Origin of the sequence: Oceanimonas sp. CAM02 (assembly GCF_032842915.1) — a bacterium.
GTDB classification, from domain to species: Bacteria; Pseudomonadota; Gammaproteobacteria; order Enterobacterales; family Aeromonadaceae; genus Oceanimonas; species Oceanimonas smirnovii.
In genome coordinates, this window is record NZ_JAWJBK010000029.1 from 92,418 (window position 1) to 116,432 (window position 24,015).

At 56.6% G+C, this 24,015-nt stretch carries 22 protein-coding genes; 14 read left to right on the plus strand and 8 right to left on the minus strand.

Annotation, left to right across the window (positions count from 1 at the left end; genetic code table 11):
* The first annotated feature begins 16 nt into the window (after positions 1 to 16).
* The 3 genes from R0I78_RS09725 to R0I78_RS09735 are packed head-to-tail and all read left to right on the plus strand — an operon-like array spanning position 17 to position 2,689.
* A complete protein-coding gene (locus tag R0I78_RS09725; protein ID WP_019934319.1) occupies positions 17 to 238 on the plus strand; it encodes a sulfurtransferase TusA family protein in 222 nt (73 codons plus the stop codon).
* Between the two features lie 9 nt (positions 239 to 247).
* The gene (locus tag R0I78_RS09730) at positions 248 to 1,318 is read left to right on the plus strand and encodes an AI-2E family transporter (protein ID WP_317075189.1); all 1,071 of its coding nucleotides are present in this window, start codon (positions 248 to 250) and stop codon (positions 1,316 to 1,318) included.
* Between the two features lie 33 nt (positions 1,319 to 1,351).
* A complete protein-coding gene (locus R0I78_RS09735) occupies positions 1,352 to 2,689 on the plus strand; it encodes a sodium-dependent transporter (protein WP_019934317.1) in 1,338 nt (445 codons plus the stop codon).
* Between the two features lie 147 nt (positions 2,690 to 2,836).
* On the opposite strand, the gene R0I78_RS09740 is transcribed toward R0I78_RS09735, so the two are convergent.
* A complete protein-coding gene (locus tag R0I78_RS09740) occupies positions 2,837 to 3,673 on the minus strand; it encodes a tetratricopeptide repeat protein (RefSeq protein WP_019934316.1) in 837 nt (278 codons plus the stop codon).
* A gap of 12 nt (positions 3,674 to 3,685) precedes the next feature.
* Positions 3,686 to 4,396, minus strand: a complete 711-nt coding sequence (locus R0I78_RS09745; RefSeq protein ID WP_317075190.1) for a 4'-phosphopantetheinyl transferase family protein — start codon at positions 4,394 to 4,396, stop codon at positions 3,686 to 3,688.
* A gap of 153 nt (positions 4,397 to 4,549) precedes the next feature.
* On the opposite strand from R0I78_RS09745, the gene R0I78_RS09750 reads away from it, so the two are divergent.
* Entirely contained in the window at positions 4,550 to 4,993 is a 444-nt protein-coding gene (locus tag R0I78_RS09750) for an NlpC/P60 family protein (RefSeq protein ID WP_395536348.1), read from the plus strand.
* 62 nt (positions 4,994 to 5,055) lie between these two features.
* Here R0I78_RS09750 and R0I78_RS09755 read toward each other — a convergent pair whose 3' ends face one another.
* On the minus strand, positions 5,056 to 6,906 hold the full coding sequence (locus R0I78_RS09755) for a DUF3413 domain-containing protein (protein WP_317075191.1): 1,851 nt from the start codon (positions 6,904 to 6,906) through the stop codon (positions 5,056 to 5,058).
* 33 nt (positions 6,907 to 6,939) lie between these two features.
* Entirely contained in the window at positions 6,940 to 7,167 is a 228-nt protein-coding gene (locus tag R0I78_RS09760; protein WP_019934312.1) for a DUF1414 domain-containing protein, read from the minus strand.
* Between the two features lie 77 nt (positions 7,168 to 7,244).
* Here R0I78_RS09760 and yejK point away from each other — a divergent pair, with 77 nt between their 5' ends.
* Entirely contained in the window at positions 7,245 to 8,246 is a 1,002-nt protein-coding gene (gene yejK / locus R0I78_RS09765; protein WP_317075192.1) for a nucleoid-associated protein YejK, read from the plus strand.
* A gap of 49 nt (positions 8,247 to 8,295) precedes the next feature.
* On the opposite strand, the gene ahpF is transcribed toward yejK, so the two are convergent.
* Both ahpF and ahpC read right to left on the minus strand, forming a co-directional pair.
* Positions 8,296 to 9,837: an alkyl hydroperoxide reductase subunit F gene (gene ahpF, locus R0I78_RS09770; RefSeq protein WP_317075193.1), complete on the minus strand. Its 1,542-nt coding sequence runs from the start codon at positions 9,835 to 9,837 to the stop codon at positions 8,296 to 8,298.
* Between the two features lie 80 nt (positions 9,838 to 9,917).
* Positions 9,918 to 10,484 (minus strand): alkyl hydroperoxide reductase subunit C, encoded by a 567-nt coding sequence (gene ahpC, locus R0I78_RS09775; RefSeq protein WP_019934309.1) that lies wholly within the window; start codon positions 10,482 to 10,484, stop codon positions 9,918 to 9,920.
* An 805-nt stretch (positions 10,485 to 11,289) separates the two neighbouring features.
* On the opposite strand from ahpC, the gene R0I78_RS09780 reads away from it, so the two are divergent.
* From R0I78_RS09780 to R0I78_RS09800, 5 genes are all read left to right on the plus strand, one after another.
* Complete coding sequence (locus R0I78_RS09780; RefSeq protein ID WP_317075194.1) at positions 11,290 to 12,888, plus strand: isocitrate lyase; 1,599 nt, start codon at positions 11,290 to 11,292, stop codon at positions 12,886 to 12,888.
* 145 nt (positions 12,889 to 13,033) lie between these two features.
* Positions 13,034 to 14,194, plus strand: a complete 1,161-nt coding sequence (locus R0I78_RS09785) for a thiamine pyrophosphate-dependent dehydrogenase E1 component subunit alpha (RefSeq protein ID WP_317075195.1) — start codon at positions 13,034 to 13,036, stop codon at positions 14,192 to 14,194.
* Positions 14,191 to 15,168: an alpha-ketoacid dehydrogenase subunit beta gene (locus R0I78_RS09790; RefSeq protein ID WP_019934306.1), complete on the plus strand. Its 978-nt coding sequence runs from the start codon at positions 14,191 to 14,193 to the stop codon at positions 15,166 to 15,168. The genes R0I78_RS09785 and R0I78_RS09790 overlap by 4 nt, the downstream gene beginning before the upstream one ends.
* A gap of 9 nt (positions 15,169 to 15,177) precedes the next feature.
* On the plus strand, positions 15,178 to 16,410 hold the full coding sequence (locus tag R0I78_RS09795; protein ID WP_317075196.1) for a 2-oxo acid dehydrogenase subunit E2: 1,233 nt from the start codon (positions 15,178 to 15,180) through the stop codon (positions 16,408 to 16,410).
* Positions 16,410 to 18,233, plus strand: a complete 1,824-nt coding sequence (locus R0I78_RS09800) for a protein kinase domain-containing protein (RefSeq protein ID WP_317075197.1) — start codon at positions 16,410 to 16,412, stop codon at positions 18,231 to 18,233. Before R0I78_RS09795 ends, R0I78_RS09800 begins: the two co-directional genes overlap by 1 nt.
* On the opposite strand, the gene R0I78_RS09805 is transcribed toward R0I78_RS09800, so the two are convergent.
* Together R0I78_RS09805 and R0I78_RS09810 are read right to left on the minus strand one after the other, a co-directional pair.
* The gene (locus R0I78_RS09805) at positions 18,197 to 18,784 is read right to left on the minus strand and encodes an ACP phosphodiesterase (RefSeq protein ID WP_317075198.1); all 588 of its coding nucleotides are present in this window, start codon (positions 18,782 to 18,784) and stop codon (positions 18,197 to 18,199) included. The two genes, R0I78_RS09800 and R0I78_RS09805, sit on opposite strands and share 37 nt — an antisense overlap.
* Entirely contained in the window at positions 18,781 to 19,296 is a 516-nt protein-coding gene (locus tag R0I78_RS09810; RefSeq protein ID WP_317075199.1) for a CBS domain-containing protein, read from the minus strand. The genes R0I78_RS09805 and R0I78_RS09810 overlap by 4 nt, the downstream gene beginning before the upstream one ends.
* Before the next feature lie 182 nt (positions 19,297 to 19,478).
* On the opposite strand from R0I78_RS09810, the gene queA reads away from it, so the two are divergent.
* The 4 genes from queA to secD all read left to right on the plus strand — a co-directional run bounded on the left by queA (position 19,479) and on the right by secD (position 24,013).
* Positions 19,479 to 20,540: a tRNA preQ1(34) S-adenosylmethionine ribosyltransferase-isomerase QueA gene (gene queA / locus R0I78_RS09815; protein ID WP_317075200.1), complete on the plus strand. Its 1,062-nt coding sequence runs from the start codon at positions 19,479 to 19,481 to the stop codon at positions 20,538 to 20,540.
* A gap of 80 nt (positions 20,541 to 20,620) precedes the next feature.
* On the plus strand, positions 20,621 to 21,772 hold the full coding sequence (tgt, locus tag R0I78_RS09820; RefSeq protein WP_317075201.1) for a tRNA guanosine(34) transglycosylase Tgt: 1,152 nt from the start codon (positions 20,621 to 20,623) through the stop codon (positions 21,770 to 21,772).
* Positions 21,773 to 21,805: 33 nt separating this feature from the next.
* Positions 21,806 to 22,135: a preprotein translocase subunit YajC gene (gene yajC, locus R0I78_RS09825; RefSeq protein WP_019934299.1), complete on the plus strand. Its 330-nt coding sequence runs from the start codon at positions 21,806 to 21,808 to the stop codon at positions 22,133 to 22,135.
* Positions 22,136 to 22,159: 24 nt separating this feature from the next.
* Positions 22,160 to 24,013 carry a protein translocase subunit SecD gene (secD, locus tag R0I78_RS09830; RefSeq protein WP_026344736.1) on the plus strand — a complete coding sequence of 618 codons (1,854 nt, stop codon included), beginning with the start codon at positions 22,160 to 22,162 and terminating at the stop codon, positions 24,011 to 24,013.
* Positions 24,014 to 24,015 lie beyond the last annotated feature (2 nt).

Consider the following 24,015-nt stretch of genomic DNA (forward strand, 5'->3'; position numbering starts at 1 on the left):
GCATAAGGGGCAGAACATGGAACAGCTGGATGTAAGCCACCTGCGTTGCCCTCAGCCCCTGCTTGAGGTCAAGCTTTGGCTAAAACAGGCACAGTGTGGCCAGCAGCTTGAACTGGTGCTGGCTGATGCCGGCTCGCGCCGGGATATTCCCGCCTATCTGGAGCGCGTCGGGCACAGCGTGAAAACAGTGTCACACTCTTCCCACCGGCTCAGGCTTATCATTACCAAACTCTCATAAGGACAGGTCATGTTGGATGTAATCAAGCACTGGTATCGGCAGCGCTTCTCCGATCCGGGTGCCGTGGTATTGTTTCTGCTGTTGCTGTTCGGCTTTGTGGTCATGTATTTCATGGGCCGCATACTGACCCCGTTTTTTGCTGCCATTGTGATTGCCTATCTGCTGGAGTGGCCCGTGGGCCGTCTGCGCCGCCTCGGGCTGGGCCGGGGGCCGGCGGCGGGGGTGGTCTTGCTGCTGTTTGCGGTCTTGCTGGTATTGTCACTGGTCAGTCTGGTGCCCTCCATTCTCAATCAGAGCACTAATCTGGCACGGGAAATTCCCACCATGATCAACCGGGCTCAGGAGGTGCTGCTGACCCTGCCGGAAGACTACCCTGAGCTGGTGGATGTGACCCTGATGCAAAACCTGCTGACCGAGCTGCGCGGCCGGCTGCTGGGCTCAGCTGATGCCATTTTAAGTGTCTCTATCAGCTCGCTGACCAATGTGGCTGTGATGCTGGTTTATCTTATTCTGGTGTCTGTGCTGGTGTTTTTTATGCTGAAGGACAAGCCGTTGCTGCTGCAGAGCATGAACCGTTTTTTGCCGGAAAACCGGGAGCTTATTTCCCGCGTGTGGCATGAGATGAACGTGCAGATTGCCAACTACGTGCGCGGCAAGGTGATTGAAATTCTGATAGTGGGCAGCGTCAGTTATGTCACCTTTGCGCTGCTGGGGCTTAATTATTCCCTGCTGCTGGCGGTGCTGGTGGGCTTTTCGGTGCTGATCCCCTACATAGGTGCTGCTGCGGCCACAGTGCCGGTGGCCATGGTAGGGCTGTTTCAGTGGGGTTTTACTCCGCCGTTTTTCTATCTGATTGTGGCCTATGGCATTATTCAGGCACTGGATGGCAATGTGCTGGTACCTGTGTTGTTTTCGGAAGCCGTTAACCTGCACCCCATTGCCATTATTGTCGCTGTGCTGGTGTTCGGTGGCCTCTGGGGTTTTTGGGGGGTGTTTTTTGCCATTCCGCTGGCCACCTTGGTAAAGGCGGTGATCAACGCCTGGCCGCGGCAGAATGCATTACCTGATAAGCCGGCTTGATCTAGTAACAAACAATAATTCAAGGAATACAGAGTGAGAGAACATTTTGCTTCCCGCTTCGGGTTTATTATGGCGGCCGCGGGAGCAGCGGTAGGACTGGGTAATATCTGGGGCTTTCCTACCCAGGCGGCCAGCAATGGCGGCGGAGCTTTTCTGGTGGCCTATCTGGTATTGGTGCTGATCCTGGCATTTCCCATGCTGATTATGGAAGTGGCCATTGGCCGGCACGGTCAGGCCAACCCGGTGGACTCGGTGCGTAAACTGGGTAAAACCCGGCTGCAAAAGCAGCTGGCGGCCCTGGTGGGTTATGCAGGCATGCTGGTACCCAGCCTGGTGCTGTCGTTTTATGCCATTGTGGCGGGCTGGCTGCTGGCTTTTCTGGCCGCCAGCGTAACCCGTATGCTGGGCTGGCAGGCCGCCACCGGCTGGCTGGAAGCCTTTGGCCTGGGCCGTAATATTGTCTGGACCCTGGTGTTTTACCTGCTCACCATTCTGGTGGTGCAGGCCGGTGTGCGCAAGGGCATAGAACGCTGGTCGGCACGGCTGATGCCGGCGCTGTTTGTGCTGTTTATTCTGCTGTTTGGCTACATTCTCACTCAGAATGGGGCCATGGAAGGGTTGCGTCATTATCTGGTGCCTGACTTCAGCAAAGTGATGGACAGTCAGCTGTTGATCAGTGCCATGGGGCAGGCGTTTTTCTCTCTGACCATCGGCGGTTGTTCCATGCTGATGTACGGCTCTTATCTGAGCCGGCAGGAAAGTATTCCCGCCACTGCTTTTCAGGTGACGTTGCTGGATACCGGCGTGGCCTTTCTGGCGGGGCTGGTGATTTTGCCCGCCATGTTTGTGGCCATGCATAACGGTGTGACCATTTATGCCGAAGACGGCAGCCTGCTGAGCAGTGATACCCTGGTATTTGAGGTACTACCGGCCTTGTTCGAGACCATGGGGCCCGTGGGCCTGGTGATGGCGCTGGTGTTCTTTGTGCTGATGGGGATAGCAGCACTGACCTCATCGATTTCCATGCTGGAAGTACCTGTGTCTTACACCACAGAGCGTTTTAATGCTCCCAGACCCATGGTGACCTGGTTGCTGGGAGGGGCGCTGGCGCTGTTCAGTGTGGTGATCTGTCTGAATTTCGGCGCTTTGTTCGGTTTTGTTATTCGCCTGTCTACCCAGAATATTCAGCCGCTGGTGGGGCTGGGCTTTTGTGTGCTGGGGGGCTGGATGTGGGGCCGGGCCAAGCTGTTTGACGAGCTGGTGAAAGGTACTCCCGAGCTTGCCGGCAGCCTGTTCTGGCGTATCTGGCCCTGGTATGTGCGGCTGGTGTGCCCGCTGCTGGTAGTGCTGGTGATTGCTGCCAGCTGGTAACCCCCTTCGGGGAGCCGTAAGCCATAAGCTGTCAGCGGTAAGAAGAGTAGGTTGGGATGAGCAGCGCGAATCCCAACACTGTCACGGCTTGCTCGATTGTTGGGACTCGCTTCGCTCGTCGCCAACCTACGATATCCCTGGTCCCGATCAGTACAACATACTGTACAGCTTGCGGCGGTAGCGTGATGCCAGCGGATCGGCACCCATGCTGGTGAGCATATCCAGCAGGTGTTTTTTGGCTTCGCCAAAAGCGAGGTCTTTCTGCAATATTTCAATCAGCAGCTGTAAACCTTCTTCCTGCCGGCCGGCCTGAAAATACTGCACTGCCAGCTCTTCTTTCAGTCCAAGGTCGTCCGGTGCGGCAGCCAGTTTCTGCTCCAGCTCGCGCAGCTCGGGGCTGTCGGCGGCTTCCTGAGCCAGCTCCAGCCGGGCCAGAATATGCTGATACTGACTGTCCTGATCTGCCATGCCGATGGTGCCGAGCAGCTGCTGAGTTTCTTCCAGTTTGTTCAGGGCGAGGGCGGTTTCGGCCAGGGTCAGGCGAATGGCCGGGGTGTCGTCCAGCGCTCTGGCCTGCTGCAGCAGACCGTAAGCGGCTTTTGGATCCATACCGAGCATTTGCTTGGCCTGATCCAGCAGCAGTTCCGCCTCGTTGGGCAGATAGGGCTTGAGAAAAGTCTTGAGGGCATGTTCATCCTGCGGGCCTTCCAGTACGTCTACCGGCTGCCCTTCCTTAAAAGCCACCAGCGCCGGCAGCGCCTGCAGTCCCAGCTGCATGGCCAGACTTTGCAGCTGCGGATCGGCCACATCTACCCTGGCCAGATCCACATGGCTGTTGTCGGCACCGATCAGCTGCTCTGCCTGAATGCGCATGGGCTCACATTCGGGCACCTGAGCGGCATGAAAGAAGATCACTACCGTTTTTTCCATGGATGCCTGGATCAGCGCCTGCTGAAAATTTTCTACCGTGATATCAAGGATCATGTAAATGTCTCTTTAGGGGTTTATGGCTAGATTGGGTTGCACACCGGTAATTTCAAGCATCGGCCCATAATCAGCCAGGTCCGGCAGCCGCACCGGCGTACTCCGGGCTGAAGCCAGCGTTAATGTACCGGTGCCAACAGGCCAGTGTTGCAGCCGGTATTCCCGTTCGTTGAAGCGGGCGCTATGACTGCCGGGCTGCCAGCATACTCTGTGCAGATTATTGGCGATGCCGCTGCCATCAGCTTTCAGGACCGCTTCCTTGATGGTCCAGAGCTGCTGAAAGTCACTGGCAGGCTGTGTACTTTGTGCCAGCCAGGTTTGTTCTTGCGTTGCCAGATAGCGCCGGGCCAGCCGCTGAATGCCGGCAGGTGCCAGCAGCCGGCTTTCCAGATCCACGCCAACGGGCTCGCTGGAAATGGCCAGTGCCAGCAGTGAGCCGCTGTGGCTCAGGTTGAATCTGAGCGGTTCGCCATGCAGCTCGGGTTTGCCTTTGTCGGTACGATAAAAGTCAAGGCTGTCGGGAGGCACAGCCAGCAGACTGCCCAGCCGCTGGCGCAGCAGGTAGCGGCTGAGCAGATACAGGTGCGCCTGCTGCGCATTTTTGATGGCTGCCAGGCGCTGTTTTTCCGGAGTTGAGAGCAGCTTATAAGCATCTTTCGGCGAATTTATCGCCATGGCATCACAAATTAACAGCTCTGCAAAAATATCCTTGTTTTTACTCATTTTTCGCTTTGCAAAATACGCAGCAACTGGACTATGCTGGAACCCATTGTTCGGTTGTCATTGTTCATAATGCTTAAACATATCATTGTTGTTGGCAGTCTGCTGGTAATGACGGGGTGCAGCAGCACTCACGATTCCGAGTCAGGCAAAAGGATGACTGGTAAAAAGCCGTCCTCTTCCCTGACTTACAGCATCAGTACAACGCCCATGAAGCCCAGCCGTCCGCTTTCTGCACTGGCGGATCTGCAGCAGGTATATCAGCGCTGGCGTGGTGTTCCCTATCGCTTTGGTGGTGAGAGTGAGCAGGGCATAGATTGCTCTGCCTTTACTCAGACCATGTATCAGGAAGCGTTTGGCATGGAGCTGCCCCGCAGTACCTATGAGCAGGTATTGCTGGGGCGTGAAATTGACCGCAGTGAGCTTCGCCCCGGTGATCTGGTGTTTTTCCGCACCGGCCGCAGCACCCGTCATAACGGCGTGTATGTGGGCAATGGCAAGTTTGCTCATGCGTCGTCCAGCGTAGGCGTGACCATTTCCAGCCTGGATAATGTCTATTGGCGCAGCCGCTACTGGCAGGCGCGACGGGTACTGGATTAAATAACAGGGAACAGGGACTGGTGAACAGGGAATCGTAACCGATAATCCCTAATCCCCGGTGTTCATTCCCCCTGAAACCGGTTGAGTTCGTTCATTACCTGCATTAACAGTGTCAGCTCCGGGCTGCTGTCTTTGCGCTCCTGAAAGCTTGTGGCATCCACCAGCTGCAGCTCGCCACGACGGCTGAACAGGGTAATATCGTTTTGCTGATAAATGGCATATTCCTCTTCATCAGAGGCCATCCGCCAGCGATTTGGACGAGCTCTGAACAGTGACTGACCGCTGGCATAGCTGCGCAGCGGCGTTGTCACACCCAGCGCCTGTTGCAGCAGGGTAGGGGCCAGATCAAGGTGACTGGTGGGATAACTGATGTGTTCTGCAGGTTTGCCGGGCCAGCCTATTACCAGTGGTACCCGCAGTTGTGCCGGTGAATAGGCATTGCCATAACCCCAGGTGTTATTACCGTTGTCATTAAACTCCATGCCATGCCCTGCGGTCACTACCACTATGGTGTCGCGTTCGGCATTTTGTACCAGCCCCAGCAGAGCACCCAGCAGCTGATCGGTATAAAATACGGCGTTGCGGTAATGATTTAGCAGCGCATCTCTTTGCCCGGACTGAAAAGGAGCTGCCGGGTTCAGCTGATCCAGCGCTGGCTGAAACGGCCCTTGCAATCCCTCGGGTACTGACAGTGAATTCAGCGCATCCAGATACACATAAGAAAACCAGGGCCGCTCCTTACTCTGAGTATTGAGCCAGTTGGCAAAATTACTCAGTGCTTGCCGGTCACCTTCGGCACCTTCCGGAGCCGCCTGCATGCCTGGCGAGCGAAGATTGCTGAAAATAGCGTCTTTATAGAGAGGTGAGCCGGTGCCACCGCTGACAAACAAACCAAAGCGATAGTCCTGACGCTGCAATTCGTTTAGCAGCACTGGGGCGGTGCGCTCCAGCTCGGCTTCCCGGCGGTAATGGGCAGGCAGACTGTAAAACAGGCTGAACAGTGCCGGTTCCGGCCGGTTGCCGGCACTGAGGTGATCGTCAAAACGCAGATGGCGTTCAGCGTAACGGCTCAGATTGGGCATGGTAATATGATCGAGATAATCCGCCCGCAGACCATCTGCCACCACCAGCAGAATATTGGGTGCCCGCTCCGGCGGTTGTACCGATAACGGCCGGAGCGGGTAATTCAGCCGCTGCTTGGGTTTATCGATAATTTGCTCGGAGCGTTCGCGATATTCTGCTTCATCCAGCCAGCCCTGCTTGATTAAAAAGCTTTTGGCGGTCATGGGATAAGACAGCGGAAAGTTGGCTTTTTGCAGAGTAATGGGCGTATACAGGGTGGCATCTGCCCAGATATGCACGCTGTGGGTGAGAAAAAAGCACACCAGCAGTGGCAGGCCAAGCGGGCGCGACAGTCTGCGTGAACGGCGCGGGCTCCAGCGCCACAGCCAGGCACCCAGCCACAGCTCCAGCACAAACAGCACCGGCACCAGGGCAAACAGCCAGCCCCAGCCGGACGCTCCTTCCGCCTGGGCCTGATCCAGCAGCAGCCGCCACACTGAGGGATTTAAATGAAATCCAAACAGGCTGAATACCTGAGTGTCTATCAGTAACAGGGTAAGTGCCCCTGTGGCCAGGCCAGCTCCGAGAAACTGCACTGCTTTCAGTTTCGGAAATAAAAATGTGAGCGGAAACAGCGTCAGCAGATAGGTGCAGAAGGTCAGAAAGGCAAAATGCCCGACCCAGCTCACCAGCATATAGACGGTGCCCAGCACAGTGTCGGGCAGGCCGGCGGCAAACAAATAGCGCACCGATACCGCCATGGCCAGCAGAATATTGAAAAACACAAACCAGTGACCCCAGCCAATCAGGCGGGAAACGTGGTCACGATACTGGGGGCCGGTTTCAACCATGAGCGGTATGATTCTCGGTGAAGCAAAGGGCGCTTAGTGCGCCCCTTTTTGTGTGTCGACGGATGAAGTGAGCACGCTGGCAAACTTGTCGGCAATGGCTTTGCGCTGGCCGGGAGCAATCTGATGATTGATGATATGCGTAGCCAGGTTGCCCAGCACCATCAGGCGAAGATCTGCCGGAGCTTTATGGTTGTCCATGACTGCTTCCAGTTCACTCAGCAGCTGGTCGAATTGTTTGTCGTATTTGGAAATAACAGGCATGGGCGTTCAGTCATTTAACTTGGTAACAGGGCGTCTATAATACCCCACCCCATTCGGCAACTCTATGGCAATCTGATATGAGCCTGGACATAGAACACATCATAGTACATTCCCTGTTTCTGAATGAGCAGGGGCAGACCGCCCTTGCCAAGCGTGACGATGAGCTGGCCACTGGCCCGGCAGTAAATCAGCTGATGAGCGAGCTGCATCATGTTTACAATACCAAGGCCGGCAAGGTGTTTGGTTATTTCAGTGAGGAAGACACCGGTTTCAGAGATCTGGTGCGGCGAATGGAAGATCAGAGCCTGGGCTTTGCGGCCTTTTCTCATCAGGCCGCCGATCGGCTGCTGGGGGAGCTGAACCGGCTGGATATGCAGGAAGAAGGCGTGCTGCTGTTTGTGCATTATCAGTGGCTGGGTGCCCGTTATCTGCTGATAGCCCTGCTGGATAACAAAGACAGCGTCACCGTGACCGAAAAGCTGGATGTGAGCCGGGCCAGCTATCTGGACCTGGGGCGCATGCAGCTGGCGGCACGGCTGGATCTGACCGAGTTGCAGACCCGCCCCGAGTCAAAACGGTATTTCTCTTTTATCAAGGGCCGGGCCGGACGCAAGGTGTCGGACTTCTTTCTTAACTTTCTGTCTTGTGTTGAGGGCATGGATCCCAAGGTGCAGAGCCAGGGCCTGATGAAGGCGGTGGATGACTACTGCGATGCCCGTCAGCTGAGCAAGGAAGAGCGGGAAGAAAGCAAGGCTACCATCAGCAAATACTGCCGGGAGCAGTTAAAGGAAGGGGAAGAGCTGGAGTTGCGGGAGCTGTCGGCCGAGCTGGGCTCGGACGACGATCTCGACTTTTATCAGTTTGTGAGCGAGGAATATGCGCTGGAAGAGCGTTTTCCGGTGGACAGATTTTCCCTCAAAGGGCTGACCAAATACGTGGGATCCGGCGGCGGTCTGACCATCAGTTTTGATCAGAAGCTGCTGGGAGAGCGTATTGAATATGACCCCGCCACCGACACCCTGACCATCAGGGGCACGCCGCCCAACCTCAAGGCGCAACTGCAAGGGAGCAGGGAATAGGGACCAGGGATTTACTATTCCCCAATCACTATTCCCGATTCCTTGGGTGTTAACTCCGGATCAGGTGATCAAAGGCTCCCAGCGCGGCGGTGGCACCGGCACCCATTGAGATAATGATCTGCTTGTAGGGCACGGTAGTGGCGTCGCCGGCGGCAAACACGCCCGGCATGGAAGTGGCCCCTTTGGCGTCTATGATGACTTCACCAAAGCGGGTCAGCTCTATCTCCGAACCTTGCAGAAACTCGGTGTTAGGCACCAGACCAATCTGTACAAAAATACCTGCCACATCGAGTTGCTTGCTGTCACCGCTGACGCGGTCGGTATACTGTATGCCGGTGACCTTGTTGCCATCACCCAGCACTTGTGTGGTCTGGGCATTCATAATGATGTCGATATTGCCCATGGAACGGGCCTTGCGCTGCAGCACCTCGTCGGCGCGCAGGGTATCGGCAAACTCCAGCACGGTGACATGCTCGACAATACCAGCCAGATCGATGGCGGCTTCAATGCCGGAGTTGCCGCCACCCACCACGGCCACCCGCTTGCCCTTGAAGAAGGGGCCGTCACAGTGGGGGCAGTAGGCCACCCCTTTGGTACGGTATTCAGCTTCGCCGGGCACATTCAGCTCGCGCCAGCGGGCACCGGTGGCCAGAATGACCGACTTGCTCTTAAGTACGGCACCGCTTGCCAGCGGCACTTCAATCAGCTCGTTTTGATGTATGCCGGCGGCACGCTGGCTGGTGATCAGCTCAACGTCATATTCCTTCAGGTGCTGCTCCAGGCTGGCGGCCAGTTTGGGGCCTTCGGTGTAGGGCACGGAAATAAAGTTCTCAATGCCCACTGTGTCCATCACCTGGCCGCCAAAGCGCTCGGCCACCAGACCGGTGCGCACTCCTTTGCGAGCGGCATAAATGGCCGCTGCGGCACCGGCGGGGCCACCGCCCACCACCAGCACATCAAAGGGGGCCTGTTCGTTAAGGGCCTCTGCTTGGCGCTCGGCAGCACCGGTATCGAGCTTGCCGACAATTTCTTCCAGGGTCATGCGGCCCTGCCCAAAGTGCTCGCCATTCAGGTAAACCGCAGGCACCGCCATAATCTGGCGCTCGTTCACTTCGTCCTGAAACAGGGCACCGTCAATCATTACATGAGTAATGTTGGGATTGAGGGTAGCCATCAGGTTCAGCGCCTGCACCACGTCCGGGCAGTTCTGGCACGACAGCGACACATAGGTTTCAAAGTGAAATTCACCTTTAAGATCCCGAATCTGCTGCTGCAGCTCGGGGGCAGCCTTAGACGGATGGCCACCGGTCTGCAGCAGGGCCAGCACCAGAGAGGTGAACTCGTGACCCAGCGGAATGCCTGCAAAGCTGATGCGCGGCTCCTGGCCTTCGGCGGCAATGCTCATGCTGGGCGTGCGTGCAGCCTGAGTTTCAGTCAGGCTGATTTGATTTGAGAGCCCGCTAATCTGGCTGGCCAGCTCTCTTAATTCATTGGATTTTGCAGAGCCATCACCGGACACGCTGAGGGCTACCGGCGAGGTAATGTTTTGCAGATAGGTAGAAAGTTGTTGTTTGAGATTATCGTTCAGCATGGTGATGTCCTGTGTGGTAAACAAATAGAAAAGGTTTGTAAAAGGCCCGCCGCAGGCGGCGGGCACAGGGCAACAAAAATTTAGATTTTGCCTACCAGGTCGAGCGACGGAGCCAGAGTGGCTTCGCCTTCCTGCCATTTGGCGGGGCATACTTCACCCGGGTGCGCAGCTACATACTGGGCAGCCTTGATCTTGCGCACCAGGTCGGAGGCATCGCGGCCAATGCCTTCGGCAGTGACTTCAATGGCCTGAATCACACCCTGAGGATCAATGATAAAGGTGGCGCGGTCTGCCAGGCCCTGACCTTCACGCATCACACCGAAGTTGTTGGTAATGGTGCCGGTCTGATCGCCCACCATGTAGTAGTTGATCTTGCCAATGGTCTCGGAGCTGTCGTGCCAGGCCTTGTGGGTGAAGTGAGTGTCAGTGGATACCGAGTACACTTCCACGCCCATTTTCTGCAGCTCTTCATAATGGTCGGCCAGATCACCCAGCTCGGTGGGGCACACAAAAGTGAAGTCGGCGGGGTAGAAGAACACCACAGACCATTTACCCTTGAGATCCGCATCGCTTACTTTGACGAAATCGCCCTGATAAAACGCATCGGCAGTGAAAGGTTTGATTTCGGTATTGATGGAAACAGCCATGTAAAGCTCCTTATTGAGGTTAACGAATGAGACCCTGTCTCGAACGCTGTCCATACTAGAGACCATTTATTGTTAGGTTAAGTCGTTATTATCTTTCCAATTGATTGTTAAAAACTATCAATTGGTTTTTTTTAAGCCGTTTTTCAAAAAAATTTTTGTGCCGGCCATGAGTCTGTAATGGCACCAGATCATGCCACTTTACTCAGGTAAACCGGCTGCTCCTGTCCGCCAGTAAATTCTGACCAAACAACCACTCAGGGTGACAGGCCACCCCTTTTTAATCATCAATGGCTTATTTTTGCGATCGCAAAAAATGATCCGCGCCGGCTTGTAAAGCCCGCCCTCAGCCTTTTCAAACGAAATGGCACTATGCTGACAGTACATAACCAAGAGTGGGGTTAACTCTAATCTTTGTTTGGTTTATGTTTTTTTATTACGTTAATTTATTTCATTTTGTGGGGGCTGCTGTGATTTGAGTCACCTTTGCAAGACGGGTTTTATCAGGTGTTTGGTGCCATGCGACTTTGGTAGCAAGCAGGTGAAGGAGTGTGATGTGTGTTGTGTTTTAGTTAAATCGGATCTTGAACAAATCTGATTTTTTGCGCAACTTAATAACCACACCGCAACACAACAAGAAACGGCACTGTTCGGTAAAGTTTTTGCTGTAACAAGCCAGACAAACGGAAACGCGCTACCAGGCGCTCTATAAAAATAACTATGTGAACTGACAGATCAGCCAAGCGGCGGTGAACAGGCTGGTATGACAGAGATGGACGACAACTTCAAACAAGACAGGACTGGAACCATGCCATACGCAAACGAGATAGATACCCTGACCACTCTTATCAAGCAAAACCCGAGCTGGAGTGCCATTAAACCTGAACATGCCGCCCGCATGCGCGTGCAGAATCAATTCAAGACCGGTCTGGACATTGCCAAATACACCGCCAAAATCATGCGTGAAGACATGGCTGCCTATGACAAGGATCCGGCGCAATACACCCAGTCTCTGGGCTGCTGGCACGGTTTTATCGGCCAACAAAAGCTGATTTCCATCAAGAAGCACTTTGGCAGCACCAAGCGCCGCTACCTCTACCTGTCTGGCTGGATGGTGGCCGCCCTGCGCTCCGAGTTCGGTCCGCTGCCGGATCAGTCCATGCACGAGAAAACCTCTGTGCCGGCCCTGATTGAAGAGCTGTACACCTTTCTGCGCCAGGCTGATTCCTGGGAACTGAACCATCTGTTCCGTGCGCTGGAAGAGGCCCAGAAAGCCGGTGATACTGCTAAAGCAAAAGAGATCACCGCCCAAATCGATAACCATGAAACCCACATAGTGCCGATTGTTGCCGACATTGACGCCGGTTTTGGTAATGCGGAAGCCACCTACCTGCTGGCCAAGAAGATGATTGAAGCCGGTGCCTGCTGTATTCAGCTGGAAAACCAGGTATCCGACGAGAAGCAGTGTGGCCACCAGGACGGCAAGGTGACCGTGCCGCACGCCGACTTCCTGGCCAAGATTAACGCCGTGCGTCTGGCCTTCCTGGAGCTGGGTGTGGACGATGGGGTGATTGTTGCCCGTACCGATTCTCTGGGTGCCGGCCTGACCAAGCAAATTGCCGTGACCAATGAGCCGGGTGATCTGGGTGATCAGTACAACAGCTTTATTGACGGTGACGAAATTCAAAGTGCCGACGACATTGCCAACGGCGATGTGGTTATCAAGCAAAACGGCAAACTGGTTCGTCCCAAGCGTCTGGCTTCCGGTCTGTTCCAGTTCAAGGAAGGATCCGGTGAAGACCGTGTGGTAATGGACTGTATTGCCAGCCTGCAAAACGGTGCCGACCTGCTGTGGATTGAAACCGAGAAACCGCACATCGGCCAGATCAAAGGCATGGTTGACCGCATTCGCGCCGTGGTGCCCGATGCCAAGCTGGTGTACAACAACAGCCCGTCGTTCAACTGGACTCTGAACTTCCGTCAGCAGGTGTTCGATGCCTGGGCCGAAGAAGGTAAGGATGTATCCGCCTATGACCGCGACCGCCTGATGAGCGCCGATTACGACAGCACCGAGCTGGCTCAGCTGGCCGATGAGTGGACCGCCAACTTCCAGCGCGATGCAGCCCGTGAAGCCGGTATCTTCCACCACCTGATCACCCTGCCTACTTACCACACTGCGGCCCTGTCTACCGACAACCTGGCCAAGGGTTACTTCGGTGACGAAGGCATGCTGGCCTATGTGGCAGGTGTTCAGCGCCAGGAAATTCGTCAGGGCATTGCCACCGTCAAACACCAGGACATGGCCGGCTCCAACATTGGTGACGACCATAAAGAATTCTTTGCCGGTGAGGCCGCTCTCAAGGCCGGTGGTAAAGACAACACCATGGGTCAGTTCGAAAACATCTGAGCCGGGTCATACGCACAACAATAACATCGCATATTCCATCTCGTTTTTGGCAGCCCTGTGAGGGCTGCCTTTTTTCGTCTGGGCTCAATTTTGCCCGCTCTACTAGAATTAGCCTCAGGGTTCCAGTCTGGACTGTGAGGACGGCATGACCAATCCCAATAACGCCACCATTAGCCTGATGCACCGGGTCCGGTTTGTGGACGGCCACGGCCTGACCATTCCTACCTTTCGCCTGCTGAAAGACGACGGCCAGCTTTATGCGGGGGCCACTGCGCCGAATATCGGCCAAAAGCAGGCACTGGCCATGTATCACAGCATGGTGGCCACCCGGCTGCTGGATGAACGCATGCTGGCGGCTCAGCGTCAGGGGCGCATCAGTTTTTATCTGCAGAGTCTGGGAGAAGAGGCCCAGGCGGTGGCCAGTGCGGCGGCGCTGGCCCCGCAAGACATGATAATGGCCCAATACCGCGAGCAGGGGGCCTTGCTGCACCGGGGCTTTACCCTTGAGCAATTTATGAACCAGCTGTTTTCCAACGAGCGGGATTTGGGCAAGGGCCGGCAGATGCCGGTGCATTACGGCAGCCGTGAACTTAACTTTATGACCATTTCTTCTCCGCTGGCCACGCAAATTCCTCAGGCCACCGGCTTTGCCTATGGCCAGCGACTGGCCGGTGAGGAGGCGGTTACACTCTGCTATTTCGGCGAAGGGGCCGCCTCGGAAGGGGACTTTCATGCGGGGGTGAACATGGCAGCGGTGCTGAAAACCCCGGTGATTTTCTTTTGTCGTAATAATGGCTATGCCATTTCCACTCCGGCCAGCGAGCAGTTTGTGGGAGACGGCATTGCCAGCCGGGCGGTGGGCTATGGCATTCGCACCCTGCGGGTGGACGGAGCCGATGCCCTGGCGGTGTATGAGGCCACGTTGCAGGCCCGGCAACTGATGCTGAAGGAGCCGCAGCCGGTGTTGATTGAAGCCATGTCTTACCGGCTGGGAGCGCATTCTTCTTCCGATGATCCCAGCGGTTATCGCTCCAAAGCCGAAGAAGAGCGCTGGCGCAAGCGGGATCCCATCGGCCGTTACCGGCGCTGGCTGCAGCATCAGGGCTGGCTCAGCGAAGACGAGGATCGCCGCCAGCAGGATACGCTGCGCCGGCACATTCTGGAGGCGATGAAGCAGGCGGAGCAGGTGCCCAAACCGCCCCTGGACAGCCTGATTGAGGATGTGTATGCCGAGCCGCCGGCTCACTTGCAGCGGCAGCTGGAGCAGCTTAAAGCCAGCGCCAACAAGCGGGGAGGGTCACAATGAAACAAATGAACCTGTTGCAGGCGGTGAATCAGGCCCTGCATCTGGCCATGGAGCGGGATGACGGTGTGCTCTGCTTTGGTGAAGACGTGGGCCACTTTGGTGGTGTGTTCCGGGCCACCAGCGGCCTGCAAGACAAATTTGGTGAGGCGCGCTGCTTTAATACGCCCCTTACCGAGCAGGGCATTGCTGGCTTTGCCAACGGCCTGGCGGCCAAAGGGCTGAAGCCGGTGGCAGAAATTCAGTTTGCCGATTATATCTTTCCCGCTTTTGATCAGCTGGTGAATGAGACCGCCAAGTTTCGGTATCGCTCGGGTAACGAGTTTAATGTGGGAGGCCTGGTGGTGCGTGCTCCTTATGGCGGCGGCATTGCCGGCGGCCATTATCACAGCCAGTCGCCGGAAGCCTATTTTGTGCATACGCCCGGCCTGAGAGTGGTGATCCCCAGAGGCCCGGTGCAGGCCAAGGGCTTGCTGCTGGCCGCCATTGATTGTCCGGATCCGGTGATCTTTTTCGAGCCTAAACGGCTGTACCGGGCGGCGGTGGCCGAGGTGGATGAAGGCTATTATCAGTTGCCGCTGGACCGGGCCGAGATAGTGCGAAAAGGGCGCGATATTACCCTGCTGGGCTGGGGGGCGCAGCTGGAATATCTGCTGAAAGCGGCGGACATGGCGGAAAAAGAGGGCATCTCCTGCGAGGTGATTGATCTGCAGAGCCTGCTGCCCTGGGATGAAGAAACCGTGGTCAATTCCGTGCTGAAAACCGGCCGGCTGCTGATAAGCCATGAGGCACCGCTGACCGGTGGGGTGGGTGCCGAAATTGCTGCTACCGTGCAGGAGCGTTGTTTTTTATATCTGGAAAGTCCCGTCGCCCGGGTATGCGGCCCCGACACCCCTTTTCCACTGGCGCTGGAAAAGCATTATATGCCTGATGAGCACAAGATTTTCGATGCTCTTGAGGCCACCATTCATTTTTAGGAGAACGGTATGAAGCAGGACTTTTTTCTGCCGGATATCGGCGAAGGCATAGTGGAGTGCGAGCTGGTGGAGTGGCTGGTGGCCGAAGGCGACCGGGTGGAAGAGGATCAGGCCATCTGTGATGTGATGACCGACAAGGCGCTGGTGCAGATACCGGCGGTGCATGGGGGCATCATCAGCCGGCTGCATGTAAAAAAGGGAGAGATGGCCAAAGTGCATGCGCCGCTGTTTGAAATGGAGCTGGCCGTTGAGGAGAGTGATGCCGGGCCTGAGCACGAGAGTGATATTGACTCAGGCTCCAGCTCGGACTCCAGCTCTGACTCTGGCGTCAGCTCTGACACCGAAAGCCAGCCGGAGCTGCCATCGACATCCGAATCTGCCGGCAGCCGAGCAGTGGCCAGCCCCGCGGTGCGCCGGCTGGCCCGGGAGTACAATATCGACCTTGCCGAGGTGCCGGGCTCCGGCGACAAGGGCCGGGTGTACAAGGAAGATGTGGAAGCCTGGCTGCAGGGCAGTAAGCACCGGCACATGCACAGCGACTCCGGCTGGCGCGAGCCCATTACCGGCGTACGTGCTGCCATGGCCCGGCACATGACCGCAAGCCTCAGTATTCCTCGTTTTACCTTCTGTGATGAGTTTTGCCTGAATGAGCTGCTGGCGCTTAAGCAGCAGCTGGCACCGGAATTTGAGCAGCAAGCAGTGAAACTGACGCTGCTGCCGTTTTTTATCAAGGCGCTGTCGCTGGCGCTGTCGGACTATCCGCTGCTGGGTGCCCGGCTCGATGAAGACGGCAAGAGCCTGGTGTATGAAGACGGCCATCATGTGGGTGTGGCGGTGGATACGCCGGCGGGCCTGCTGGTGCCGGTGCTGCATCACTGTGAAGATAAATCACTGCTGACCATTGCCCGGGAGCTGAGCCGTTTGTCGGACGCGGCGCGCCATGGACGCCTGACTCAGGCCGAGCTTACGGGAGCCACCATCAGTCTGTCCAATATCGGTATGCTGGGCGGCACCGTGTCTACCCCCATCGTTAATCCGCCCCAGCTGGCCATTGCCGCCATGGGCAGGCTGCAGCGCCTGCCCCGCTTTGACGAGCAGGACAGGGTAGTGGCCACTCATATCATGACGGTATGCTGGTCGGCGGATCACAGGGTCATAGACGGGGCCACCATGGCTCGCTTTAACCGCTGCTGGCAGGAGTATCTTGAACACCCCGGGCGTATGCTGGCACGGCTGCACTGATGGATGCCCTGGGCAACTTTTATATTCCCGAAGAGCAGTCGGTTTATCTGCTCAGTGCCAATGATGCCCAAAAGCTGAAAGACTGGATTGCCCTGTGCGTTGCCGAGCTGGAAAAGCTGGGTTATCGCAATATCAGTCTGGCGGGCAAGGGCGTTTATGGGTTCACCTTTGCCGGCACCGGCGCACAGGATGAGCAGGTGGCGTTCAAGTTCTCCCGCATTGATCTGCCCGAGGCGGTGCGGGAGCGGCTGGCAGACGAGGCCTATATGCTGTCTTGTGTGCAGCACCGGTTAATTCCGGATTATATTGCCTATGCCCTGCGCGGCCGTCAGGGCATTTTGCTGATGAGCCGGGCTGCCGGTGAAGATCTGGATCACTACAGTCTGCGCCGTGGCCGGCTGCCGGCGCGGGAAGTGATCGACATTGCCGCTCAGCTGGCAGAGGTGCTTCTGGTATTACGCAACCACCGCAATCATGGCGAGCCGGCACCCGTGGTGCACGGCGATATCAAACCGTCCAATATTATGTATGACTCAAATACGGGCCGCATCAGTCTGGTGGACTGGGGCTCTTCGGTGTTTGCGCAACTGGACGCCGACGGTAACTGGGCCGGCGCTCAGGGGCTGGCGCTGCTGTCGGGAGATTTGCAGCAGTCCAATGCCCGCATGGGGGATGTGTATTTTATCGGCCCCGAGCAACTGGCGGGCGCGCTGTCCAGCCCTCGTTTTGACGAGCAGGGGGTAGCCGGCACCCTGTATGCGCTGGCCTCGGGGCAGGCCTGTCGTTTTGGCCGCAAGGCCATGCCTGCCACCAGTCTGGGCTTGCCCAAAGAGTTTGCTTTGCTGCTGGATGCCATGCTGTCGGACGACGCTGAACTCAGCCGCCGGGCCGGGGATTACTGGCTGGCGGCCATGCCCCGGTTAAAACGGCTGGTGCTGCCCGAGCTGCCGCTGTTTGACGATGAGCCTCAGCTGCCGGTGTGGCTCAGCAGGGGCGGGCGGGAGATAGAAACCGTGGTGTATTCTTCGCGCAAGTCGTTTCTGCGGGAGCACAGTGAGCAGGAAGATATACAGCAGGTAGCAGATGCCCAGCTGGAGCGCTACTACAAGCAATATCTGGAAGGCATGGGCGAAACCGAAAAAGCCTTTGTGGCCGCGGTCAGCCGGCTGGGGCGTTATCCGGTGATGGGGGGGCTGGCCATTCACTGGCATGAGCGAGGCCTGAATATCGACTCCAGCCTGAATTTATATGACGAGTCGCTGCAGCCGGCCTTTGTGGTGGCGGTCAATAATGTGGTGACCCTGGCCCGGGCCATCAGCAAAACCGGTGTGTTCAAGGCCTGTTTATTTAATGCCCGTAATACCTTGCATCTGAGCCGAAACGGGCCGGAACAGCCTTTTGTGCCGCCGCCAGAGATGCAGATTCCCTACCGGCTGGCAGACAGACCCGATACCGGTGCCGACCGCCAGCCGCATTCTTATTTTGAGGATGGCCGGGATCCGGACGAGCAACTGATGCTGCCCGCCGAGATCATGGCGGTGATTGCCAGGCTGAACCAGCTTCATCACAGTGGCTGCATTATTTTTGAGGTGACCGCCGAGCACCTTAAGCTGCACAGTTATTATCGTCTGCTCGACGCCAGGGCAGAGGCGGAATTTGCCGGCCTGCTGGCGCAGATTGTGCAGCATATTCCTTTGATCACCGATGTGGGCGTGGGGGGCTTTATGAAGCTGCCTTTTAAAAATACCCGTCACTTTACGCATAAGCCGGTGCAGCCCGACTGCTTTTATCCGGCCAACCCTCGCACCTGGCGCAGAACGTAATGCTGTAGTTGGGGATAAAAATCGAGAAAAGCCTGTTCAAAACCGGTGTAGTGCTGCTCCAGCACGGGCCGGCAGCGGGGCAGGGGCGTAGGGCGTTTAAAGCGCTGATCAATCCGGCCAAGGGCGGTAATGATGCCGTCAAACTCCCGGTAATACAGCAGCAGGTTATTTTGTTTCATGCGCGCCACCAGTAATACCATGGAATGGGGCCAGTGCCGGTCGGGCTCAAGCTGAGCATGAGCCTGCTGCACAAAGCCTTCAAGGGGCAGAGAATGAAAACGCTGCCAGTGCCGGGCCAGAAAGTGATCAAACATCATGTCGGTAATAATACCGCCAAAGCGGCGAAACGGCGGCGGCAGGGCGCGCACTTGCCCGGCATGGAGCGGGTGCGCGTCGGTAAAGCTGTCGATGCGCCTGTGCAGCACAATGCCGGTTTGCAGCGGAGCAGGCAGAGAAGCGTCTATTGCGCCCCTGGCATATTCCCCCAGCAGGGCACCGGCCAGGCTGGTATTGCTGAGTTCCGCCAGATGCAGATGCGCCAGGTAATTCATCCGTTGGGGGAGTCATCCCGGTAACCGGTGCTGTCGGCTTCTGTTTGCCAGTCGTCCAGCTCGCTCAGATCCAGCTCATCGTCCTGCTCGTTCAGCTGGTTATCAAGTACCTCCAGCAGGTGAATAGCCACACCGATAAAGTCACTGTCGGTCACTATGCCCACCAGCTTGCCTTTGTCTACCACCGGCAGACAGCCGTATTTGTGCTTTTGCAGGTAAAGTGCCGCTTCGCGCACGCCGGCATGGGGGCTGACGGTGGTGACGCCGGTGATCATGATTTCCGACAGCTGATGTTGTTGCAGAAACTCACCGTTAAGGCCCTGCTCCAGGCTGGACTCCTGAGCCGCCAGAATATCCCGCTGGCTGATCAGGCCTATCAGCTTGTCGTTTTCGATTATCGGCAAATGACGAATATGATGGCGTTGCATCAGGGTGCGGGCTTCGGCCAGACTGGCAGAAGGAGACAACCCCAGAACGCGGGATGACATAATCTCGGAAACAATAGCGGGCATAGTTGCTCTCCTCTTTTATACCAAGATAGCTCAACAAGATGGGCGAGTAACCTGACCGGGATCACGTCAAAGGCAAAGATTGTCCGATGGCAAGGCTGTCCGGCGGTTATTTCAACGTCGAATTGCCTTGATCCTGTCAGGTGCGCTCACTAGACTAGCGCTCGTCCGACACAGAGGTAGTTATGCAAGTCCACGATTTTTCCTTTGAGCTTCCCGATGAACTGATTGCCCGCCATCCCATGGCCGAGCGTACCGGCAGCCGCTTGCTGCAGCTGGATGGTAACAGCGGGAACCTGACCCACGGCCGTTTTGGCGACATTCTGGACTTGATCCATCCTGGTGACTTGCTGGTATTCAACAATACCAGAGTGATTCCGGCCCGGCTGTTTGGCCGCAAGGCCAGTGGCGGCAAGCTGGAAGTGCTGGTGGAGCGCATGCTGGACGACAAGCGGGTGCTGGCCCATGTGCGTTCGTCCAAGGCACCCAAACCCGGCACCGGGCTGATTCTGGAGCCCGATGTAAAGGCCACCATGGTGGCCCGCCACGACGCCCTGTTTGAAATTGAGTTTCACGATCAGCGTACCGTGCTGGAGATCCTTGAAGCGGTGGGCCATATGCCGCTGCCGCCCTATATTGACCGGCCCGATACCGACGCCGACAAGGAGCGCTATCAGACCGTTTATAATGAAAAGCCCGGTGCCGTGGCGGCACCCACCGCCGGTCTGCATTTTGACGAGCCGTTGCTCAATGCCATTCGCGCCAAAGGGGCCGAGCTTGCCTTTATTACCCTGCATGTGGGGGCCGGCACCTTTCAGCCGGTGCGGGTCGACAATGTGCTCGATCATAAAATGCATGCGGAATACATCGAAGTGCCTGCCGAGGTGGTGGCACAGATTGACGCAACCCGTGCTCAAGGCGGCCGTGTGATAGCCGTGGGCACCACCTCGGTGCGCTCGCTGGAAAGCGCCGCTCAGGCCAGTCTGGCCAAAGGCGAGCCGCTGGCACCTTTTTATGGCGACACCGATATCTTTATTTACCCCGGCTATCGCTTTCAGCTGGTGGATGCCATGGTCACCAATTTTCACCTGCCGGAATCGACCCTGATCATGCTGGTCAGTGCCTTTGCCGGCCGGGACCATATCATGGAAGCCTACCGTCAGGCGGTGGCCGAGCGTTACCGTTTCTTCAGCTACGGCGACGCCATGTTTATTACTCGGCAACAGGGAATGGGGAATAGGGATTAGGGAGTTGCCATTCCCCAGTCCCTGCTCCCTATTCCGACAAAAACAAAGGTCGGACTGTTTCTCCGGCCAGTGAGGTAACAATGAAATTTGAACTGGATACCACAGACGGACGTGCCCGCCGCGGCCGGCTGATTTTTGACCGGGGCGTAGTGGAAACCCCCGCCTTTATGCCGGTGGGCACTTACGGTACCGTCAAGGGCATGACTCCGGAAGAAGTGGCCGCCACCGGTGCCCATATTCTGCTGGGCAACACCTTTCACCTGTGGATTCGCCCCGGGCAGGAAGTGATGAAACTGCACGGCGATTTGCACGATTTTATGAACTGGCAGGGACCGATCCTCACCGACTCCGGCGGTTTTCAGGTGTTCAGCCTGGGTGATATTCGCAAGATCACCGAAGAAGGCGTACATTTCCGGAACCCGGTCAACGGCGACAAGATCTTCCTGTCGCCGGAAGTGTCCATGGAGATCCAGTATGATTTGGGCTCCGACATTGTCATGATCATGGACGAATGCACTCCGTATCCGGCCACCTGGGAAGAAGCCAAAAAGTCGATGGAAATGTCACTGCGCTGGGCCAAGCGGTCCCGGGATCACTTCGACAAGCAGGGCAACAAGAACGCCCTGTTCGGCATTATTCAGGGCAGTGTTTACGAAGATCTGCGGGATCAGTCTCTGGACGGCTTGCTTGAAATCGGCTTTGACGGCTATGCCGTGGGTGGCCTGGCGGTAGGGGAGCCCAAGCACGAAATGCACAAGGTGCTGGAGCATACCTGCCCGAAAATTCCTGAAGACAAGCCCCGCTACCTGATGGGCGTGGGCAAGCCGGAAGATCTGGTGGAAGGGGTGCGCCGGGGCGTGGACATGTTTGATTGTGTGATGCCTACCCGCAACGCCCGCAATGGCCACCTGTTCACCACCGACGGCGTGGTCAAGATTCGTAACGCCAAACACAAGACAGATACAGGCCCGCTGGATGCAGACTGCGACTGCTACACCTGCAAGAATTACTCCCGTGCTTATCTGTATCATCTGGACAAGTGCAATGAAATTCTGGGCGCGCGTTTAAACACCATTCACAACCTGCGTTACTATCAACGGGTAATGGAAGGTTTACGGAGTGCCATTGAGCAGGGTAAATTAGACGACTTTGTGGCAGAGTTCTATTGTCGGCAGGGCAAGCCCGTGCCGCCTCTGGATCAGAACAACGCCGAACATCGCGAAGAACAGTAACCGTTTTTAACCATTAACGAGGAAACTGCAAGAATGGATTTTATCTCCAGTGCTTACGCCCAAGGTGGCGGTGCCGCCGGTGGCGGTATGGAAATGATCATCATGCTGGTTGTATTTGGCCTGATTTTCTATTTTATGATTTTTCGTCCTCAGTCCAAGCGGGTTAAAGAGCACAAGAACCTGATGTCTTCTCTGAGCAAGGGAGACGAAGTGCTGACCAACGGTGGTCTGGTAGGCAAAATTGCCAAGATCTCCGACGACAACGACTACGTGGTATTGAGCCTGAGCGAGCAAAGTCAGGTGACCATCAAGAAGGACTTCATTACTGCCGTCCTGCCCAAGGGCTCTATTCAGTCCCTCTAATTCTTTCCTGTCGAGGAGCACAGCGTGTTGAATCGATATCCGCTGTGGAAATACTTGATGGTGATCCTGGTGATCACCATCAGTTTTCTTTATGCAGCACCCAACCTGTTTGGTGAAGATCCGGCGCTTCAGGTGTCCGGCAGCCGTGGCACTCAGGTTTCTTCCGAGACACTGGTCCAGGCGCAGCAAAGTCTGACTCAGGCCGGCATTGATGTGAAAAGTGCCGCCCTGGAAAATGATCAGCTACTTATTCGTTTTACCAATACCGATGATCAGCTCAGAGGCAAAGACATAGTGTCCGAGGCGCTGAGTGATGATTATATCACTGCTCTTAACCTTGCCCCGTCCACACCCGCCTGGCTGGAAGCCATTGGGGCCGGCCCGCTGAAACTGGGTCTGGACCTGCGTGGTGGTGTGCACTTTCTGATGGAAGTGGACATGGACGAAGCCCTGAGCCGGGTGCAGGAGCAGACGGTACAGGATTTTCGTACCGAGCTGCGTCAGGAGCGGCTGCGCTATTCCGGCGTGCTGAACCGGGACGGCGGCACCCTGGTACTGTTCCGTGATGCGGACACCCGCGACAAGGCCATCAGCCATCTGCGCCAGCAATATCCGGAGCTGGTGTTTACCACGCGGGATAACGGTGACAATGTGGGCCTGTTTGCGGTGATGAGTGAGCAGCGGCTTAAGGAAGTAAAGGAGTACGCCCTGCAGCAGAACATCACCATTATCCGTAACCGGGTGAATGAGCTGGGCGTGGCCGAGCCGCTGGTACAGCGCCAGGGTGCTGAACGTATTGTGGTGCAGCTGCCCGGCATTCAGGACACCGCCCGCGCCAAGGAAATTCTTGGTGCTACCGCTACCCTGGAGTTCAGGCTGGTGGATGAGCGTGCCGACGCCGCTGCGGCGGCGGCGGGCAGAGTGCCGCCCGGTTCCGAACTGTTCAGTGATCGCAATGGCCGCGCTGTGGTACTGCAAAAGCGCGTTATCCTCACCGGTGAGCATATTGTGGATGCCAATTCCGGCATGGATGAGTTCAGTCGTCCGCAGGTAAACATCAGTCTGGATGCCCCCGGTGGCAGCCGCATGGCCGACTTCACCAAAGACAATGTGGGCAAGGCCATGGCCACGGTATTCACCGAATACAAACCCGGTGACGAGCTGACCGCAGAAGGCAAGCCGACCCTGCGCAAAGAGCAGGAAGTGATCAACGTGGCCACCATTCAGTCCCGGCTGGGCCGCAGCTTCCGCATTACCGGCATCGACTCCATGGCGGAAGCTCAGAACCTGGCGCTGCTGCTGCGTGCCGGTGCCCTGATTGCGCCCATTCAGATTGTGGAAGAGCGCACCATAGGCCCGAGTCTGGGCAAGCAGAACGTGGAAAACGGCCTGTTGGCCATGATCTACGGCTTGCTGGCAGTGGTGCTGTTTATGGCTATTTACTACCGCAAGTTTGGTCTGGTGGCCAACGTGGCACTGCTGGCCAACCTGGTGATCATTATCGGCGTCATGTCCATGGTACCCGGTGCCACCATGACACTGCCGGGCATTGCCGGCATAGTGTTGACTATAGGTATGTCGGTGGATGCCAACGTGCTGATCTTCGAGCGTATCCGTGAGGAGCTGAGGGACGGGCGCAGTGTGCAGCAGGCTATTCACATAGGCTATGAAAAAGCCTTTGGTACCATTGCCGATGCCAACATCACTACTTTCCTTACGGCGATCATTTTGTTTGCTGTGGGCACCGGCCCCATCAAGGGCTTTGCCGTGACCCTGATGATCGGTATTCTGGCTTCCATGTTTACCGCCATTGTCGGTACCCGGGCCGTTGTTAACCTGATTTGGGGCGGCAAGCGTCTCAAAAAGCTGTCGATATGAGG